Annotated in this window: 14 protein-coding genes; 6 read left to right on the top strand and 8 right to left on the bottom strand. The window is 45.3% G+C overall.

Annotated features, from left to right (window positions below):
• Positions 1-7 precede the first annotated feature (7 nt).
• From AB8613_RS16055 to AB8613_RS16025, 7 genes are all read right to left on the bottom strand, one after another.
• A complete protein-coding gene (locus AB8613_RS16055) occupies positions 8-1,912 on the bottom strand; it encodes a propionyl-CoA synthetase (RefSeq protein WP_372384141.1) in 1,905 nt (634 codons plus the stop codon).
• 119 nt (positions 1,913-2,031) lie between these two features.
• A complete protein-coding gene (gene prpF / locus AB8613_RS16050; RefSeq protein WP_372384140.1) occupies positions 2,032-3,204 on the bottom strand; it encodes a 2-methylaconitate cis-trans isomerase PrpF in 1,173 nt (390 codons plus the stop codon).
• A gap of 9 nt (positions 3,205-3,213) precedes the next feature.
• Positions 3,214-5,850, bottom strand: a complete 2,637-nt coding sequence (acnD, locus tag AB8613_RS16045; protein WP_372384139.1) for a Fe/S-dependent 2-methylisocitrate dehydratase AcnD — start codon at positions 5,848-5,850, stop codon at positions 3,214-3,216.
• A 101-nt stretch (positions 5,851-5,951) separates the two neighbouring features.
• Entirely contained in the window at positions 5,952-7,163 is a 1,212-nt protein-coding gene (prpC, locus tag AB8613_RS16040; protein ID WP_372384138.1) for a 2-methylcitrate synthase, read from the bottom strand.
• 147 nt (positions 7,164-7,310) lie between these two features.
• Positions 7,311-8,207 (bottom strand): methylisocitrate lyase, encoded by an 897-nt coding sequence (gene prpB, locus AB8613_RS16035; RefSeq protein WP_372384137.1) that lies wholly within the window; start codon positions 8,205-8,207, stop codon positions 7,311-7,313.
• Positions 8,208-8,307: 100 nt separating this feature from the next.
• A complete protein-coding gene (locus AB8613_RS16030) occupies positions 8,308-9,027 on the bottom strand; it encodes a GntR family transcriptional regulator (protein ID WP_146490001.1) in 720 nt (239 codons plus the stop codon).
• Between the two features lie 390 nt (positions 9,028-9,417).
• A complete protein-coding gene (locus AB8613_RS16025) occupies positions 9,418-12,591 on the bottom strand; it encodes an HD domain-containing phosphohydrolase (protein ID WP_372384136.1) in 3,174 nt (1,057 codons plus the stop codon).
• Between the two features lie 499 nt (positions 12,592-13,090).
• Between AB8613_RS16025 and AB8613_RS16020 the strand changes: the two genes are divergently transcribed.
• The 5 genes from AB8613_RS16020 to AB8613_RS16000 all read left to right on the top strand — a co-directional run bounded on the left by AB8613_RS16020 (position 13,091) and on the right by AB8613_RS16000 (position 17,773).
• The gene (locus AB8613_RS16020) at positions 13,091-14,062 is read left to right on the top strand and encodes a tripartite tricarboxylate transporter substrate binding protein (protein ID WP_017055247.1); all 972 of its coding nucleotides are present in this window, start codon (positions 13,091-13,093) and stop codon (positions 14,060-14,062) included.
• Positions 14,063-14,309: 247 nt separating this feature from the next.
• Positions 14,310-14,810 (top strand): tripartite tricarboxylate transporter TctB family protein, encoded by a 501-nt coding sequence (locus AB8613_RS16015; RefSeq protein ID WP_029405318.1) that lies wholly within the window; start codon positions 14,310-14,312, stop codon positions 14,808-14,810.
• 10 nt (positions 14,811-14,820) lie between these two features.
• Positions 14,821-16,341: a tripartite tricarboxylate transporter permease gene (locus AB8613_RS16010; RefSeq protein WP_048659453.1), complete on the top strand. Its 1,521-nt coding sequence runs from the start codon at positions 14,821-14,823 to the stop codon at positions 16,339-16,341.
• A 192-nt stretch (positions 16,342-16,533) separates the two neighbouring features.
• Complete coding sequence (locus AB8613_RS16005; protein ID WP_029405317.1) at positions 16,534-17,292, top strand: sulfite exporter TauE/SafE family protein; 759 nt, start codon at positions 16,534-16,536, stop codon at positions 17,290-17,292.
• A 289-nt stretch (positions 17,293-17,581) separates the two neighbouring features.
• A complete protein-coding gene (locus AB8613_RS16000; protein ID WP_017066914.1) occupies positions 17,582-17,773 on the top strand; it encodes a hypothetical protein in 192 nt (63 codons plus the stop codon).
• A 178-nt stretch (positions 17,774-17,951) separates the two neighbouring features.
• Here AB8613_RS16000 and AB8613_RS15995 read toward each other — a convergent pair whose 3' ends face one another.
• Positions 17,952-18,365, bottom strand: a complete 414-nt coding sequence (locus AB8613_RS15995; RefSeq protein ID WP_010438513.1) for a VF530 family DNA-binding protein — start codon at positions 18,363-18,365, stop codon at positions 17,952-17,954.
• A 430-nt stretch (positions 18,366-18,795) separates the two neighbouring features.
• Here AB8613_RS15995 and AB8613_RS15990 point away from each other — a divergent pair, with 430 nt between their 5' ends.
• Positions 18,796-19,956, top strand: coding sequence for an HD-GYP domain-containing protein (locus tag AB8613_RS15990; protein WP_372384135.1), 1,161 nt, complete (start codon positions 18,796-18,798; stop codon positions 19,954-19,956).
• The last annotated feature ends 9 nt before the right edge of the window (positions 19,957-19,965 follow it).

Raw genomic sequence — 19,965 nt, 5'->3', positions numbered from 1 at the left:
GCGACGTCTATTTGCCGAGCTTTTCAGCAATTTCAGTTAAGCTGGTAGGGTCGTCAATCGTCGAAGGCACCACATATTGTTCACCTTCTGCGATCTGTCGGATAGTTCTGCGTAAGATCTTACCTGAACGTGTCTTGGGTAGTCTCTCAACAACCAAGGCTTGCTTAAAACAGGCTACCGCGCCAATCTCATTGCGAACCTTGCCAACCAACTCCGCTTGTAACTCAATGCCATCGACTTTTACACCATCTTTCAGCACAACTAAACCCAGCGGTAACTGCCCTTTTAAGTCATCGTGAATACCGACAACCGCACATTCAGCAATGGCTGGATGACCACCCACGATCTCTTCCATTTCACCGGTAGAAAGACGATGGCCCGCTACGTTTATCACATCATCAATACGACCCATGATAAATAGATACCCATCTTCATCGAGATAACCGCCATCACCCGAAACGTAATAACCCGGGAATTGGCTCAGATAGCCAGATTCAAATCGATCATGATTACGCCAAACCGTTGGCAGACAACCGGGTGGCAATGGGCGTTTAAGAGCCACAAATCCTTGTTGATTAGGCTGAGCTATTTCACCGAGTTCATTGAGAATCTCCACTTGGTAACCCGGAACAGGTTTAGTGGAAGAACCCGCTTTCACTGGCAAAGATTCAAGCCCTGTTGGATTGGCAGAAATAGCCCAACCCGTTTCGGTTTGCCACCAGTGGTCGATAACCGGTTTATTGGTATGAGACTCGACCCAATCCAATGTTGGCGGGTCTAAACGCTCGCCAGCCATGAAAATCGACTTGAGTGATGATAGGTCATACTTGGTAAGTAACTCGCCTTTGGGATCTTCTTTCTTAATGGCTCTAAATGCCGTTGGAGCAGAAAATAACACATCGACGTTGTACTCTTCACACACTCGCCAGAATGCGCCGGGATCTGGCGTTCGTACTGGCTTGCCTTCAAACAAAATGGTCGTACAACCATGAATCAATGGTGCATAAACAATATAGGAATGCCCCACCACCCAACCGACATCAGAAGCTGCCCAAAATACACCATCTTGTGGCATGTCGTAGATAGTGCTCATCGAGTATTTCATGGCGACCGCATGACCACCATTGTCACGCACCACACCTTTTGGCTTACCCGTAGTGCCTGACGTGTAAAGAATATACAAAGGATCGGTTGCCAAAACAGGAACGCAGCTGTGTGGCAATGCATCGTTAACCGCTTGCTGCCAAAGTACGTCGCGTTCATTGCTCAATTCAGCTAAAGACTGCTCTCTTTGGAATACCACCACTTTTTCAGGCTTCCAACGACTGTCCATGATCGCTCTATCGACCATGGGCTTATATGGCAAGACTTTATTTATCTCGACACCGCAGGAGGCGGTAATCAACACCTTCGGCTCGGCATCTTCGATACGTACGGCAAGCTCATGAGGAGCAAAACCTCCAAACACCACCGAATGCACCGCACCTAGTCGTGCACAGGCCAGCATTGCCATCGCCGCTTCAGGAATCATTGGCATGTAGATAACAACACGATCGCCTTTAGTAACGCCTTGCATAGCTAACATACCAGCGACTTTTGCCACTTGGTCACGCAATTGATGATAAGTGTACGAGGATTGATTTCCTGTAACTGGAGAATCGTAAATCAGTGCGGTATTGTCACCTCGCCCATTTTCACAATGATAATCAAGCGCCAACCAACAAGTGTTCATCACCCCATCAGGAAACCAACGTTCAATACCGTTTTCGTCAGTTTGTAATATCGTTCTGGGTGACTCAAACCAATCAATGGCTTGTGATTGTGTTTCCCAAAACGAATTGGGGTCTTCCCTCGCCCATTGATACTCGGTGATATAGTCTGTTTTTCTATTCATTCGATTTGTAGCAGACATAGTGCCTCCTCCATGATTTATCCATTGTTCCAAGCGCTTAGCTTTTTGGCAGTGTCACTTGGGTGCACTCTTTTCTCAGCGTTGTGTTCATGAAAATTTGACCGTTCACGACAATCGCTTCACTTGGGAAAAGGCACACGAATGGCACCTTCCATGATCACTCGGGCACTACGACTCATTATCGCCCTCTCAATGTTCCACCCACTTTCTGTTTGTACCGCTTTAGCCCCCACCTTTAACGTTCCTGACGGATGACCAAAAGTCACAAAATCTCGAGAACCCTCACCGGCTGCCAAGTTCACTAACGTACCCGGAACACTCGCCGCTGAAGCAATGGCGACTGCAGCTGTTCCCATCATGGCATGGTGCAATTGCCCCATAGACAAAGCACGCACCAGAAGGTCGGTGTCTTTGGCTGCGACCGATTTACCACTGGAGGCTTGATACGCTTGAGGCTTAGCAACAAAGGCAACCTTAGGTGTGTGTTGGCGTGATTCAGCTTGTTCTAAAGAATCAATAAGCCCCATCGCTACTGCACCATGTGCTCGGATGGATTCAAACAGAGCCAAGGCTTTGGCATCGCTATTGATGTCCGATTGAAGCTCTGTGCCTTGATAACCAACCGATTCAGCATCAACAAAAATGGTGGGTATCCCTGCATTGATGTATGTCGCTTTGATGCAGCCCAATTCGGGAACATCTAAGAAATCGACAACATTCCCTGTAGAAAACATTGAACCACTCGCATCAGCTGGGTCTAGGAAATCAACTTGAATCTCAGCAGCGGGGAAAGTGACACCATCGAGTTCAAAGTCACCTAACTCTTGAACTTCACCATCAGCGATAGGCACATGAACAATGATGGTTTTCTCTATGTTCACTTGCCATACTCGCACCTCGACCACACCGTTTTCTGGAATACGATTCGAATCGACCAATCTACTATGAATAGCGAATGGGCCTACTGCAGCGGACAGATTGCCGCAGTTACCGCTCCAATCAACGAACGGCTTATCTATTGCCACTTGACCAAAGAGGTAATCAACATCGTGATCGGCTTTACTGCTTTTCGATACAATAACGGTTTTGCTGGTGCTTGATGTCGCACCACCCATACCATCAGTTTGTTTGCCATAAGGATCCGGGCTGCCAATCACTCGCAGAAGTAATGCGTCTCGTGCTTCTCCGGCAACTTGCGCAGCTTCAGGTAAGTCCTCGAGATTGAAGAAAACCCCTTTACTGGTGCCTCCACGCATATAGGTAGCCGGTACTTTGATCTGTTTAGAGTTCATAACCAGCTCCTACTGTGCGAGAAAGTCTTTGGCGAAACGTTGCAATACGCCACCAGCACTGTACACATTCACTTCGTCTGCGGTGTCTAGTCGGCAGGTCACAGGAACATCCAGCTTTTCACCGTTTTTACGAGTAATGACTAGAGCCAAATCAGAACCTGCTTCAATGTCGCCGTACACGTCGTAAAGCTCGGTGCCATCCAATTCTAAGGTGTTGCGATCCGTCCCAACTTTGAATTGCAGAGGCAGCACACCCATGCCAACCAAGTTGGTTCTGTGAATTCTTTCAAATCCTTCAGCCACAATCACTTCAACACCCGCTAAGCGCACCCCTTTGGCTGCCCAGTCACGTGATGAACCTTGTCCATAATCGGCACCGGCAACAACAATCAAGGGTTGTTTACGGTTCATGTAGGTTTCAATCGCTTCCCACATTCGCGTAACTTGCCCCTCGGGTTCAACTCTTGCCAATGAGCCTTGCACGACTTCTCCAGCGTCTTTCACCATTTCATTAAACAGCTTCGGGTTAGCGAACGTCGCTCGTTGCGCGGTTAAGTGATCACCTCGATGAGTCGCATAAGAGTTAAAGTCCTCTTCTGGAACTTCCATTTTCGCCAAGTACTCACCTGCCGCACTCGAAGCGAGAATCGCGTTTGAAGGCGATAGATGATCCGTGGTGATATTGTCACCTAAGATCGCCAAAGGTCTCATACCAGAAAGGCTTCGCTCACCAGCCAGTGCCCCTTCCCAATATGGAGGTCTGCGAATATAGGTACTTTGAGGTCGCCAATCATAAAGCGGCTCTGTAGTTACCTGATCCTCGTCTGGCTGGAACATTTTCACGTAGATTTGTTGGAACTGTTGTGGTTTAACATGCTCACCGACAACTGAATCGATCTCAGCATCATTTGGCCACAAATCACTTAAATAGATTGGCTTACCGCTATTGTCTGTACCTAGGCTGTCTTTTTCGATATCAAAGCGAATCGTACCCGCCAAGGCATAAGCAACCACCAATGGCGGTGAGGCTAAAAACGCTTGTTTAGCATAGGGATGGATTCGACCATCAAAGTTTCGATTCCCCGACAACACTGCGGTTGAGTACAGGTCACGCTCGATGATCTCTTGTTGGATTTTAGGATCCAACGCCCCACTCATCCCGTTACAGGTAGTGCACGCATAGCCGACGATACCGAAGCCCAATTGTTCAAGTTCAGGAAGCAAACCTGCCGACTCGAGATAGAGTTTGGCAACTTTAGAACCCGGCGCAAATGATGTTTTCACCCACGGCTTACGAACTAATCCAAGCTGATTGGCTTTCTTAGCAACCAATGCCGCGGCGACCACGTTTCTTGGGTTACTGGTGTTAGTACAAGAAGTAATCGCCGCAATAATTACGGCACCATCGGGCATCTGATCATCGCTGTACTGCTTAGCATGCTGCTCTTTCCAAGATGCTTGACTGATGCCTTGTTCAGCCAGCTCTCTGGTTGGCAAACGGCGATGAGGATTTGAAGGCCCCGCAAGGTTACGCTCAACTTTAGACAAATCAAACTCAAGCACACGTTCGTATTGAGCGGAATCTAAGTCATCAGCCCAAAGTCCGGTTTGCTTGGCGTAACGCTCTACCAATTCAACCTGTTCAGGCTCTCGCCCTGTAAGCTTGAGGTATTGAATTGTCTGTTCATCGATATAGAACATACCCGCAGTCGCACCATATTCTGGAGTCATGTTTGAGATGGTTGCACGGTCACCAATGGTCAGTGCGCGAGCCCCTTCACCGAAGAATTCCAAGTAGCTTGAAACCACTCTCTCATTGCGAAGGAACTCAGTAATCGCAAGCACAATATCCGTTGCGGTTATCCCTTCTTGTCTCTGACCAGTCAGTTTGATGCCGACAATATCAGGCAAACGCATCATTGACGGGCGACCGAGCATCACTGTCTCAGCTTCCAAGCCGCCCACACCGATCGCAATAACGCCCAACGCATCTACGTGCGGTGTATGGCTGTCTGTGCCGACACAAGTATCAGGAAACGCGATGCCTTCTTTAGATTGAATGACTGGAGACATTTTCTCTAAGTTAATCTGGTGCATGATCCCGTTACCCGCAGGGATCACACTCACGTTTTTAAACGCGGTTTTACACCATTCGATAAAGTGAAAACGGTCTTCGTTTCTACGCTCTTCAATCGCTCGGTTTTTATCAAAGGCTTGATTATCAAAACCTGCGTGTTCCACTGCTAGAGAGTGGTCAACAATCAGTTGGGTTTCAACAACGGGGTTAACCTTGGCAGGGTCTCCGCCTTGGTCGGCAATCGCGTCTCTTAATCCAGCCAAATCGACTAGGGCTGTTTGCCCAAGAATGTCATGACACACCACGCGCGCAGGATACCAAGGAAAATCTAAGTCGCTCTTACGTTCAATGATCTGTTTTAAGCTGTCTTCAAGGGTTTCAGGATCACAACGCCTTACCAATTGTTCCGCCAACACTCGCGACGTATAAGGCAAAGTTTTGTAAGCTCCCGGGGATATCGATTCTATCGCTTCACAAGCGTCGAAATACTCTAAATGAGTACCGGGTAAAGGCTTACGGTACTGATTTCGTTCAAGGTTCTGGGTCCGTTCAAGTTTCACATCAGACATACATCCACCATTATCTGTTAAATTCTGTTCGTTGATTCTCAAGGCCTTATCATATGAAGATAAAAGTCACCTCGAGATATAAGTCGGCTCGATATAGAGGACTAACGTAAATGGATTGGCAGCCAGTCTTGATGCTCTGACCCGGTGTAGTCAGCACTTGGACGAATGATGCGATTATTTTCTCTTTGCTCAAATACGTGTGCAGTCCAACCTGTAAGACGGCTCATTACGAAGATCGGAGTAAATAGTTTGGTTGGGATGTCCATGAAGTGATAGGCAGAGGCGTGGAAAAAGTCCGCATTACAAAACAGTCCTTTCTCGCGCTTCATTACCGCTTCAACACGCTCAGAAACGGCGTAAAGCTGTTCATCTCCCACCTCTTGAGCTAGCTCTTTTGACCAGCGCTTGATTAGAGCATTTCGTGGGTCGCTTTCGCGATAAATCGCATGACCGAAGCCCATGATTTTGTCTTTGTTAGCAAGCATCTGCATGATGTTAGTTTCTGCTTCATCAGCGGTTTTCCAATCTTGGATCATTTCCATTGCCGCTTCATTCGCGCCACCATGCAGCGGGCCTCTTAGTGTGCCAATTGCTGCTGTAACGCACGAATGAATATCCGACAGCGTTGATGCACAGACGCGGGCAGCAAAAGTAGAGGCGTTGAACTCATGCTCTGCGTAAAGCGTTAGCGAACAGTGCATTACCTTCTTATGCAGTTCACTCGGTGCTTTGTCCGTTAGCATCTTCAAGAAGTAGCCACCCAGACATGCTTCGCTTTGATCTTCAGTATTAATGCGCACGCCATCATGGCTAAAGCGGTACCAATAACAAATAATCGCAGGGAAAAGCGCTAGCATTCGTTCGGTCGCAGGCAATTGCTCTGAAAAATCAGACTCTTGCTCTAGATTACCTAGCATCGAACAACCCGTTCTCATCACATCCATTGGATGAGCGTCCGCAGGGATAAGCTCCAACGCTGCTTTCAAAGGTTGAGGCAAGCCGCGCAAACCAACCAACAATGTTTTATAATCGTCTAGCTCTTTTTCATTGGGTAAATGGCCTCTTAGTAGCAGATGCGCCACTTCTTCAAACTGAGCGTGGTTAGCAAGGTCGGTAATGTCATAGCCACGGTAAGTTAAACCCGTTCCTGATTTTCCTACCGTACATAGCGCAGTCGACCCTGCACTTTGACCACGTAGACCAGCACCACCGATTGCCGGTGCGCTGGCTGGTTTGTTTGCTGTTTTTTCACTTTGTTGTTCTACTTTTGAAGCATTTTCGACAGCTGCTTTATCACTCAAAGATACAGACATGGTGAACTCCTTTTCTGTGTTAGCCGCCTGCACTCTTTGGTGCTGCCTATTTATATGTCCGATGATCTTTATCATCGGTACTGGATTTGGCGACTAACCATTTCACGTTATTGGATTAAGTTGATTTTTGACTAATTGAAACTGGTTTTACCCTTCGCTTGAAAACAACTGATCCAGCTTGTTCTCGTAGTCGTGGTAATTCAGGTGTTCGTAAAGCTCTTTACGGGTTTGCATTGAATCCAATAGCGCTTCTTGATTGCCTTCAACTAACAAGTGTTTGTAAACATTCTCCGCGGCTTTGTTCATCGCACGAAACGCACTCAATGGGTAAAGCACCATGTCGACACTTGATTGGGCTAACTCGCTACAGTTGTAGAGTGGTGTTTGGCCAAACTCCGTGATGTTGGCCAAGATAGGCACGTGCTTACCTATTGCTGATTTAAGCGCCGCCGAGAACTTCACATATTGATCGAGTTGATTCATCGCTTCAGGGAAAATCATGTCTGCGCCCGCTTCAACACAAGCTATCGCTCGCTCAATCGCGCTATCAATGCCTTCAACCGCCAATGCATCGGTACGCGCCATAATTACGAAACTGTCATCGCTTCTCGCATCGGTTGCCGCTTTGACTCTATCGACCATCTCTTGTTGGCTCACAATCGCTTTATTTGGTCGATGACCACAGCGTTTCTGAGCCACTTGGTCTTCCATGTGAATTGCAGCTGCGCCTGCCTTCTCCATGGCGCGAATCGTACGTGCAATATTGAATGCGCCACCAAATCCTGTATCAATATCCACCAGCAAAGGCAGATCACACGCGTTGGTAATACGTTCAACATCCACTAGCACATCGTTCAATGTGGTGATACCTAAATCAGGCAAACCATAAGACGCATTGGCGATGCCTCCCCCCGACAAATAGATCGCCTGATGCCCCAAGTTCTTTGCCATCATCGCGCAATACGGATTCACCGTACCAACGATCTGCAATGGGTCGTTGTCTTGCACAGCTTGTCGGAACTTTGCTCCTGCTGATAACTTCATAATGACGCTCCCTGTTAATTGCTTATTTCTAGCTAATCTTTAAGACTTACGGCTTTTGGTTATCGCCAGCACTGATCCGCTGACAGATTCCAATGACCGCTTAATCAAGATCTTTGGATTGAATTTGTTGCTCTATAAGTAATCGGCTTCCCGAGATGTGTCTTCGCATTAGCATTTCTGCTAGCTCTTCATCACGGTTGCGAATTGCTTGTAGGATGTATTTGTGTTCATCGAGCGCCTCTTTTGGTCGAGACTGAGCCCTAGGAGATTGATAACGATACATGCGTAATAAGTGGTAAAGCTCGTCACACAACAACGAAATGAGTTTGCTGTTACGACTGGCTTTAATAATGCGGTAATGGAAATCGAAATCCCCATGTTGATGAAAATAAGAAGAACCTTCGACTTCATCGATGTGCTTTGAGTGTGTCGACAGTAATCCTTCAAGCCCGACAAGCTCTTCTTGTGTGATATGTCGCGCTGCTAAGCGAGCAGCCATGCCTTCCAATGCCTCTCGCACCGCGTACAGCTCGAGTAGTTTGTCTGCCGAAAAGGTAATCACTCGCGCGCCAACATGAGGAATGCGTTCGATCAGGCCAAGCCCTTCAACTCGCATTATCGCTTCACGTAATGGCCCTCGACTTACCTCAAAGCGTTTAGCTAGTTCAGGCTCGGAGATCTTACTGCCCGGTGGTAATTCACCGTTAACAATAGCCTCAACGAGATACTCAGTGAGGTTTTCTGATTTAGTGTTCTCTTTATCGCTCACACGCGTTTTCGTGTTTGCACTTAAGCTGAGCTCTTTTATTGCAGTATTCATATTCACGCTGCTCACTTCTGATTGCTGAACCTTAATTGTCAACAATTTCATAACATAAACATAAAATACACGATCAAATTGTCGACAATCAAGTGAATTGTCGACAATTTAGACTAAGGTAGTATTTTTAATAGACGATGAAACTTACTCAAAAGAACACTATAAATAATTTAACTTTCTGTTATTTATCGATTTAACTATATCAAGGCCCACTAACCCCTTACCTACTCTAAAATTGTTTAAAATCTATGTGTCGACAACTTATAGCCGAACTTGTCAAACGTAGCTCCCTCTGTGTCTATCCACCAGCTCACCGATAAACAGATATAAAAAAGGCGCACTGATGTGCGCCTTTCATTCATCGAACTCGTTCTAACAAGCCAACCTTGGTCAAGCAATCTGACGAGTAACTTCGAGGTATTTGTTGATATCAACAAAATCAATCTGTTCCGGTTTGAGATACTCTTCAGCATAACGAACATGCGTACCACTGGTTAAGAACAATCTAAACAGTTCGATATCGAGATGCTCGTCCAATGCCATTTTATACATGATGTCGACAGCAACACTGATTGGCTTCGCCTTCTTATAAGGCCTATCCGCAGCGGTTAACGCCTCAAAAATATCAGAGATCACCAGAATACGTTCTGGGATTGAAAGGTCATCACCAGTCAGCTTCCTTGGATATCCCGTACCTTTGAGTGTTTCATGGTGCGTCGAAGCATAGCGAGGAACACGGCTTAGCTCTTTCGGAAATGGCAGATTCTCAAGCATCTTAATTGTTCCAAGCATGTGCTCGTTTATCTTGAATCGGTCTTCGGCAGTCAACGTTCCGCGTGCAATACTCAGATTGTAGACTTCGCCTAGGTTGTATAAGTGCTCAGGCACACCCATCTTAATTTGATGTTTCGGGTCAAACTCTAACGGCCTATCTCTTTTCACTATATGCTCCGGCTTATCACTCAGAAGTGGCTCTGTCGCAGGTAAGCTTGAACTCGATGCCCTATTCATCGCTTCAATTGGCGATAGGCCGAGTTGATCGTCGAAATTACGCGTCCAAGTCGTTTCAGCGATAGAACGAATCCGCGCGACTTTATCATCACTCATGAATTCACCACCCACGTTCGATGTCGCGATAAACTCAAAGTCCTCTTGTAATTGCTGTTTGGTTGACGCAAGTTCATCAGCTACCAGCTCAGCCGGTAGAGATCCTTCGAGTTTTTTTGTCAAAGCTGTAATTTCCGCATCACGCCAAAGCACTTCAAATCGAGTTCTCACCTCGTGAATTCGATTGTAGTTAGCTTCTAGCTTCGTACCTTTATCGACGATGTGTTCAGGTGTCGTGATCTTGCCACAATCATGAAGCCAAGCCGCAATTCTAAATTCACGACGTTCATCGTCGTTCTCAAATTTAAAGTCTTTGAAATGCTCAGACTGCGATTTTTCAGCCGCATCAGCCAACATCAAGCCCAGTTCTGGTACACGGTTACAGTGCCCAGCCGTATAAGCGGACTTATCATCGATAGCTTGAGCGATAAGTTTAATGAACGACTCAACAAAGGCTTCTTGGGTTAGCTCATGTTGCTTGAGTTCCATCGCCATGTCTTTTACCGCCACAGATAGCTCCCATACTTCTTTAATTCGAGTCTCAACAAGCTCGACACTGTCATAATCACGCATCTTGATCTTATGAGTCTCCTCCTCTAATTGACGAATAGGACGCACTATCGGTGCACCAAAAACCCAAGCAATAGGCAACGTCAAACTCATCAGTAACATCGTTACGCCAACAGAGGTTGCTAGACGTTTATTGACTGTACTAAAGATCTCAGTTTCGGGAATCAATACCGCAAAATACTCAGAGTAGTGTTCGCCCGTGTCGATTTTCTTTAAATAGAGATGTTTGATCTCGCCATTCATCTCTACCCTTACCATACTGCCTTCAACCGTTGCTTCCTTAGTCAAATCATAAAGTTCAGTATAAGGGACCGTCGTATTTGTATTAAAGCCGGTATCATGGAGCCACTTTTTCGCTAAGGCATCAAGCTGTTCACCACTTAACTTGCTGATAGCTTGATCAATGATTGGAAGCAATTGTTGATGCTTGCTCTGCAGCACCAAGTGGAATTGGTTTGAGTAGTTCTGGTCTAGATCTTCTAGAGTCCCATTGACACTAAGGCCAGGCTGAAAAAACCTATCTAATGCAAACGAGAGTACGGGTTCAGCGTCTAAAAAAGCAAAGTTCTCTCCGCTTTCAATTGAATTAAATGCAGACTCTAGGTTTTCAAACTCAACTAAATCAATATTCGGAAAGTCTTCCCTTAACTTAGGAATAATTGACCACCCAGATAAAATGGCCACTTTTTTATCCTCAAGCTCGGCATAATTAGTAATAATCTTCGCGTCTTCTCTGGTCACGATAGCAAACGGTAAATCATAGATTGGAGTGGTGTAGAGGCCGTTTATGCCATTATTTTTATAATTTTGCACCGATTGCAGGCCATCAATACTTCCTTCTTGAAACTTATTGACAAGCTCCCCCCAAGAAAAACCATTCACAAATTCAAACCTGATCCCAGTCATATCACCAATCATTTTGAGAAGGTCTATCGCATAGCCGTTTGGTTTTCCCGCCACTGAAAAGTCCATCGGCCCCCAATCATTTTGATTAGACACTAACAGCGGAGGAGTATCATTAACCAAGGCTTTATGCTCAGATGATAGCATCAGTTTTGATACATCAAACTCCGATTCCTGATTATTAACTTTGAGGTTAGATGCAATAATGTTACCCGATTTCGAATATAAGAAAGACTCAACCTTACTATCTTCTGCTAATCCAAGCGCCGTACCCGATAATTTGTTAGCCAAAGAAGACAGCACAATATCAATACCAATCACATGTTGAATGTCAGATTCGATTTTCGACTCAAACGCTAAAGAATAAGTTTGCCCGGTAATTTGTAAATGCTGAAAAAGATATGGCTGAGTTTTTTCGACCGACTGAATATTGGCAGAAACATACCAAGGCCTGGTTGTTGGAAAGTAGTTGCTCTGCTCCGTAGTTGAGCTTCTGAGGGAAAACTCTTGGTCAAAGTATTTCGTTGTCCGGACTCGCTCCTGCCCTATATTTTGAATCTCAACCACAACCCAACGATCCGTTTGTTGTGCACCTATTTTTTCTCTAACGACAGGGGCAGATTCTAGGTTAATAATTTGGAAGAAATTTTCATCGGATGAGCCAATGTAAATACTATAAAAGAGAGGGTTATCTTTAATGGCTTCAGAAAGAATACTACGCGACTCTTCTTTCGATATTTTGTTATTGATAGATCGTTTCACTGAAGCAAGTAAACGCGCGGTGTTGGCTGCATCAGAGTCAATCGCGCCAATATAATCACTCAGGTCATGGGATACCATCGTCAACTTTGACAGAGTATTCTCCGTCGCCATTTTTTTACTGAAGTAGTATTGAAGAGAGACCGCAACCACAGCCGTTAGCACAGTCGCGAGTATGAACATTGTTCCAACGGTAAAGCGTAACGAAATTTTTTTTAATGCCATTATTTCATCCTTGAATAATCGCCAACTCAAAAGTTAACAGGCTAGCATAATCCATGCTACTTCAGTTGCATAGCAACTATAATAACTCATTATTCCACATCTAAAATCTAACACCTCTACACACCTGATTCTTTTGCAGAAATAGTTATCGTAGTCACATCTAACAATATAGACCAACAACCAATGCACTCGAGTAGAAAACGCTAGTTAAATCCAACCTTTGTCAATGAATTCAATCATTCTGAGACAATAACTACGATTTTAGAATCCAGATATCATTCAAAAGTAAATGGACAAAAACACCCCGCCGTGAACTTTATGAACAATATTAATCCAATGTTCTTTATTCTCAATATCGCCGCATTACAGACATTTCATTAACACACCGTTAACTTTAACTTCATCTGCTAAGCAATATCCTACTCATCTGTTTAGTAGCTGGAAATAAAACATAAGTTTCTCTCGATTGAAGAGATCCCCTACATAAGGAACGTGAACCATGTTCAAGGCACTGAAACCTACTCTTGCGGCTTCTATTATCGCAGCTACCTTTTCTTTCAACACTTTTGCTGCTGACGTAGAAAAAATCCACTTCCTAATCCCTGGCGGCGCTGGTGGCGGTTGGGATATGACAGCTCGTGGTACGGGTGATGTATTGGTGAAATCAGACATCGTAGAAAATGTCTCTTTCCAAAACCTCTCTGGTGGCGGTGGTGGTAAAGCGATTGCTCACCTAATCGAAACGGCTCAACGCCAAGAAGACACGCTAATGGTGAACTCAACGCCTATCGTTGTTCGCTCACTAACGGGTATCTTCCCACAATCTTTCCGTGACCTAACTCCGGTAGCAGCAACCATTGCCGATTACGGTGCAATCGTCGCGTCTGCGGATTCTAAGTACAACACTTGGGAAGATGTAGTTAAAGAATTCGAAACCAACCCACGTAAAGTGAAAATTGCTGGCGGTTCAGCTCGTGGCAGCATGGACCACCTTGTGGTTGCTGCAGCATTCAAAGGCGAAGGTTTTGATGCGAAGAAAGTTCGTTACATTGCCTACGATGCTGGTGGTAAAGCGATGGCGGCATTGCTTTCTGGCGAAACACAGCTGCTTTCAACGGGCCTTGGTGAAGTACTAGAGATGTCTAAATCTGGCCAAGTAAAAGTGCTTGCTGTGACGGCTCCAAAGCGTCTTGACGCTGCGCCTAACATCCCAACACTGACTGAATACGGCAACGAGACAGTATTTGCTAACTGGCGTGGTTTCTTCGCGGCACCGGGTACAAGTCAAGCGAAAATCGACGAGTGGAACGAAGCTCTTGGCAAAATGTACAAAACCGATGAGTGGCAAGTGGTTCGTGACCGTAACGGTTGGATCGACAACTACAAAGCTGACAAAGATTTTTACGCCTTCCTAGAAGACCAAGAAAAACAGATGGGCGACCTAATGCGTGAGCTTGGTTTCTTGAAATAACCAACAATCATAGAGGGTCTTTGTGCCCTCTTACTCTTTCCTGTTTCGCCGTACATGAGTTAACTAAAACTCCTTTGTTTATTCGTAGCGTATTGCTAAAGCTTGCTGATTCGTTGTAGATGCAAGTGGCTTACTTTATCCAAGCCATGTCATTCGCTCACCTTTAGTTAGTGATCCCAGACATTCTTCATTAACTCGCTCATGTACGGCTTTTTTACTTTTTACACCACCCCAAATGGAGTTGGATATGTCGGACTTACCAACCAAATTTCTGAGTAAGGAATCTTTGCTTTCGAAGGATCGCATCGGAGCCATGATCTTTATGCTGGCGTGCTTGTGCTATGGCTACCAAACCACGCTGATCCCTTTGTTTCCCGGCGACGAGTACGAACCCTTCACAGCAAGAACCTTACCTACCCTGTTGACGTTTATCGGCATTGGCCTTTCGTTGATCCTGCTGATAACAGGACAACCGGATAAGAAAGTCATATGCGACACAACGCCGCTGAACTGGAAACTGCTGATTGGCTTCTTGGTGTTAATGGCGCTGTACGGTATTGGGCTGACTTATCTTGGCTTTGTTCTAGCAACCAGCTTCTTCTTACTTGCAGGCTTTTACCTACTGGGTGAGCGTCGTAAAGCTGTTTTATTTGGCGCGTCGTTTCCTTTCGTTATCGCGTTCTTTCTTCTTTTAACTCAAGGCTTAGATATCTACCTAGAGCCTGGTTTAATCTTCACTCTTTGGTAGGGACAACATTATGTTAGACGGAATTTTACAAGGACTTTCGACCGCCGTGATGCCAATGAACATCATGATGGTCATCGTGGGCTGTTTCGTTGGTACCTTCATCGGTATGCTTCCAGGATTAGGTCCAATTTCAGCCATTGCTCTGATGATCCCTATCACTTATGGCCTAGACCCTTCTTCAGGCTTAATCTTGATGGCTGGTGTGTACTACGGCGCTGTATTTGGTGGCTCAACGTCATCAATCTTAATCAATGCTCCGGGTTGTTCTTCAACGGTAGTAACCGCGTTTGACGGCTACCCGATGGCTCAAAAAGGTCAAGCAGGTAAAGCACTTGCACTCGCGGCTTACTCTTCTTTTACTGGCGGCACACTTTCAGCAATTATGCTTTTGATTGCAGCGCCGGCTCTAGCGAGCGTATCACTGAGCTTCCAGTCTTCTGACTACTTTGCACTGATGCTACTAGGTTTATCCGCTGTAGCGGCGTTTGCAGGCCCAGGACAGGTTATCAAGGCGTGGATGATGACTATCTTAGGCTTAATGCTTTCAACCGTAGGTATCGACAAAGGCGTTGGTGTTGAACGTTTCACATTCGGCCTAACAGATCTAATGGATGGCTTCAGCTTCCTATTGCTGGCTATGGCGACGTTCGCACTGGGTGAAACCTTAATGGGCATTCTTAAGCCTGAGCAAGACAACAGCGCTGAAGAAAGCCAAAAGATGTCTGATATCGGCAGCATGAAGGTCACCAAAGAAGAGTTCAAAGAAGTCGCGCCGGTGTCGATTCGCTCCTCTATTCTCGGTTTTTTTACTGGTGTTCTACCGGGCGCAGGTGCCACTATTGCGGCATTCCTAAGTTACGGTATGGAGCGTAGCCTAGCGCCAAAAGACAAACAGAAAGAGTTCGGCAAAGGCAGTATTCGTGGTCTTGTTGCTCCAGAATCGGCAAACAACGCAGCATCAAGTGGTTCATTCGTTCCGTTACTAACGCTGGGTATTCCGGGCTCTGGTACAACGGCTATCATGCTGGGTGCATTAATCGCTTACGGTATTCAACCGGGCCCGCGCCTGTTCGTTGAACACCCAGATGTATTCTGGTCGGTGATTATCTCTATGTACTTTGGCAACATCGTACTGGTTATCTTGAACCTGCCTTTGATCCCATACATTTCTAAGCTGTTAGCGGTACCAAGAACGGTTCTACTGCCAATGATCATCTTCTTCTCAATCACAGGTGTGTACTTGGTGTCTTTCAACACGATGGACATATTTGTGATGCTGCTGGTTGCGATGGCAGCAATAGCACTAAGGCTAGCCAGCTTCCCATTGGCACCACTGCTGTTAGGCTTCATCTTGGGCGGTTTGATGGAAGAGAACTTGAGACGCGCATTAATGATCAGCGATGGTGAACTCAGCTTCCTATGGGAACGCCCAATTACCATGACCTTCACAATTCTGGCGGTATTAGTTCTGTCTAGCCCGATTCTAGTTAAGCTATTCAAGAGCTTTAGAGCAAAGCCAGTAGAAGTGTAATACTCTGCTAAATCAACTAAACCTCAACAAAAGGAGCTATTGGCTCCTTTTTTCATTTAGAGCCTCTATTCGAACCAACGATTAAAGATGGTAGCAAACTCACAAACCTATCTTTACAACACACATGGCGCTGATATTCATAACAAATTCAAGTAAGGTAACCAATTAGTTAACGTATTGGATTCTAAAACTATGGATTGGTTGATTCTATTCTTATCAGGCGTGATTGGCGGTGTGCTTAACTCCATTGCGGGTGGCGGCAGCTTTATCACCTTCCCTGCTCTATTGTTTGCTGGCGTTCCACCAATAGCAGCCAACGCGACCAATACCTTTGCTTCGTGTGCTGGATACATTAGCGGAGCCTACGCTCTGCGCCACGAAATTCAATCTGGTACTAAGCAACTAAAGTTGACCATTGCTCTATGTGTAATTGGCGGTGGTATCGGGGCCGTCTTGCTACTTCACACACCAGAAGCTCTGTTCACTCAATCCGTTCCTTGGCTACTGCTGTTTGCGGCTCTGCTATTCACGTTTGGCGGCACGCTTAATAAATGGCTTAAGCAAGCTACAGCCAAGCATAAGCACGCCACCAGCGCAGGCGCATTCTTTTCCGCTTTATTGCTTTTGATTGTCTGTATCTACGGTGGGTATTTTAATGCAGGTTTGGGCATTGTGACATTGAGCTATTTGGCGCTTGCTGGTTACACCAACATCAACGTGATGAATGGCATCAAACTGCTCGTGTCCGCATGTGCTTCCCTCGCTGCGATCGTGTTTTTTATCGTCAATGGTTCGATTGATTGGCCGTCTGGCATGGCTGTATTATTGGGTACATTGGTTGGTGGTTATTATTCAGCAAAAATCTCTCGCCGGATCCCTCAACAGTATGTTCGTAACACAGTGATAATCGCGAGCTTTTTGATCACCGCTTACTTTTTCTATACCAACTAGGTTTCATTCTGAGTAGGTTCTATACCAGCTAGGTTTATGCTAACTCGGTTTTAAACTAACTAGACATTCGGTTCAATAAGGCTTTCAACATGAAAGATAGACCGAAAAGACTACCCCCTTCTCATACCTATTTTGTTATTTTATTGCTTATAAAATAGCCAACCCAAAATATGTGAGACGAGTCCTTCAATTAGCAAATTTGATAACAATTTAGACTGTTTTTTAGCCTTTATTTTGCCAAAGGTGGGATAATTCTCCTGTCGAAAGTGAGACTTCATTAGGAGGCGTTATGAACATTAAACTCGGTCATGTCATGTCATCAAGTCGACTCATTTGCTTTGTCGCTTTTCTCGCTGCCACATTCGCGTGGATTCTCAAAATGCCCGCTCTGTTTTCTGTGTCAGCGCTCTTCTTGCTTATCAGTGCCATCGTTTATGTCACCGATCTTTGGAAGAATCAAAGAAAGAACCGCGAAGCTTAAGACTCAAGTACAACAAGCTTTACACGCTTGAACAAAGTACAAACGTTAAAAAAGGAGCACTTAGGCTCCTTTTGTATTTTATGCTTATCGCTTTAGCTAATTAGACGGCGCTCTTAAAGACCTCTCTTGCTTAGCGAAGTCCTATCTGACGACGGCTCTTTCTAACGACGCCTTCTTATTAACGACGAAAGTTACGACCGTTACCGCCACGGCGCTCTTTAAATGCAGACGCAGCTTTAGCTTGTGAAGCGTGGATAGACTCTACCGTCAATTCCATTGGTTCGCGAGGCTCTAGCCCATGGCGGAATGTACGTGAACGCGGAGGCATTTGGTATTCAATGTCCGACGCTTTAGGCATACGCTTGAAACGGTAAAGATAGAAGTTCTCAACCTTCTCACGAGCCCATTCCGTTTTCTTCAGGTATTTAACAGCACTTGCCACAGTCGGCTTAGTGTTAAAGCAGTTCATACGCATTGCTGCATCTAAAATTTCCCAACCATAATGATCCACTAATTCAGTGATCATGGTTTCAAGCTTTAAGCCATGTAGCGGGTTATTTTGTTGCAGTTCGATTCTTTCTTCTTCAGTCATAACATTACCTTTTTCAAGGCAACTAAGGGCCTTGAATTTACTCTAGAACACCGTCATCACTGACCATTTCTAGCTCAATCACTTGGGCATTACATCCGTTGCCCTTATTTATGCCTTTATGATGGCATAAAGCATACTGGTTATCCTATTTATCTTTGAAATTAATTTCGAATTGGTCATTTAGCACCCTACCTTAGCTCGCTATACAGACTAAGCATATTCTACAAACAAACCTTCACCCCAACGGTTATGAAACTGGTTCAACTTAACAAAACCTACGGTAACCATATGCAAAAACCATATATTTAGTGATGACATTAAAGTTTTTCAGTACGCAGTATTACATTTCAATAACACAGTGCTATGGTTTTATTGAATATCGAAACGGTAAAAACCCCCAATTAAACAATAACATAATTATAAATAAAGGTTGGCTTGCCACATGTTTGACTACTCCCATTTCAGTAGAGTAGCGGCCCAAGACAAGGACATCGTCGCCATAGTCGATGATCTCTTCCGGCTAGCTCGTGAACACTACCCCATATTATCTCGGCTATCCGTGGTGTTATGCAGTGAAAATAAAGCATCGAATTATTTTGTATCCGATTCACTGTGCCAAAACGCCAAGCATCACTACATCGAACAGGAGATCAAACCCAACTCCGCTTTGAGTCACTTGGCTGAATCATTAGAAACAAGAATTGTTGATGACCTCTCTTTGATGAATCCGACCAAGCAAATCTCCCACCTACTCAAACTTGGTCATCAAAGTAGCTATACCACGCCTATCCACTATCAAGAGAGTAACCTCGGGTTCATTTTCATCAACGCATCATGCACTGAGTTTTTTGCTAAGCAGACAATACAAAGCGACATCGCCTACCTCACTCAAGCGATTTCGAACCTGTTTGTGCAACTCATCGAGCGTCAGAGACATTTTCAGTCCTCATTAGCGATTGCTCTCAACATGGGACACGCACGTGATCCTGAAACCAAAGAGCATCTGATTCGCATGGGTAAATACAGCGAGCAGCTCGCACGTACCCTTTCGCAGTGTAACCATGAGGTCACGCATCAGTTCGTTCACCGCATTCGCTTGTATGCCCCATTTCACGACATAGGTAAGTACCGAATCCCAGACAAAGTGCTATTCAGTACTGAACGTTTTTCGGAAGAAGAAAGAAACATCATGAACAATCACACGATATATGGTGAAGAGATGATCGATGACGTGGTTGCACTTTCCCACCACAGCTCAATGTGTGGCGAAGAAGTTCAGTTCATCAAGAATATTGTACGTCACCATCATGAACGGTTTGATGGCTCAGGGTTGCCAGATGCGCTCATTGGGGAAGCGATTCCACTTGAGGCAAGAATTGTAACGCTAGCAGATGTGTTCGATGCTTTACTGAGTAAACGAGCTTACAAACACGCATGGTCAGCATCCAAGGTAATGGACTACATTGAAGCGCATACTGGGCTGATGTTTGATCCTGAGTGTGTGTCTGCGCTGAAGCACAACCTAGATGACTTCATTTCGATACGAGAGCAATACAGTGATATGCAAAGTCCACAAGCTGCGCTCGCTTAACGGGTTGTA

The sequence above is a fragment of the Vibrio sp. BS-M-Sm-2 genome (assembly GCF_041504345.1).
GTDB classification, from domain to species: Bacteria; Pseudomonadota; Gammaproteobacteria; order Enterobacterales; family Vibrionaceae; genus Vibrio; species Vibrio satsumensis.
The sequence above is the reverse complement of the archived record's forward strand: the minus strand, read 5'-3'. Positions and strand labels throughout refer to the sequence as shown.